The 330-nt window shown below is 34.8% G+C and carries 1 protein-coding gene; it reads right to left on the bottom strand.

Translation table 11 applies throughout. From position 1 onward, the window contains the following. Positions 1 to 314, bottom strand: a 314-nt coding sequence (locus KSU54_RS18705) for a Y-family DNA polymerase (RefSeq protein ID WP_226909057.1), incomplete at its 3' end; no start/stop codon positions are given. Positions 315 to 330 lie beyond the last annotated feature (16 nt).

The following is a 330-nucleotide window of genomic DNA, read 5'->3' as shown; positions in this document are numbered from 1 at the left end:
GGAGGGGCAATAATGAATCCCAGTTCAAGACTTGTGTCATTTTTTAACTCTGAATCAATATGTGATTTTCCTCTAAACTCCCTATACCTGTTATCTTTTTTTCTTTTTCTATTGATTTCTTTGACCTTTTGAACTACTTCAAAGAGCCTTGCTCTACCGCCGATACCATACTGTTTAAGAGAAGGAGAAACAGCCAAACAGATTGTCTTTTCTGTTTTAGTTGAATCAGCAACCACCAGATTGGTATTCAGTGGATCTAATTCTCTTTCTACACATTCTACAGAAGCATAAAAAGATTTTAAATCTATAGCCATATATATCCTGTTTCCT

The sequence above is a fragment of the Erysipelatoclostridium sp. MSK.23.31 genome (assembly GCF_019125875.1).
GTDB lineage: Bacteria > Bacillota_I > Bacilli_A > Erysipelotrichales > Coprobacillaceae > Thomasclavelia > Thomasclavelia ramosa.
Note: the sequence above shows the minus strand (reverse complement) of the source record. Positions and strands in the feature narration are given on the sequence as shown.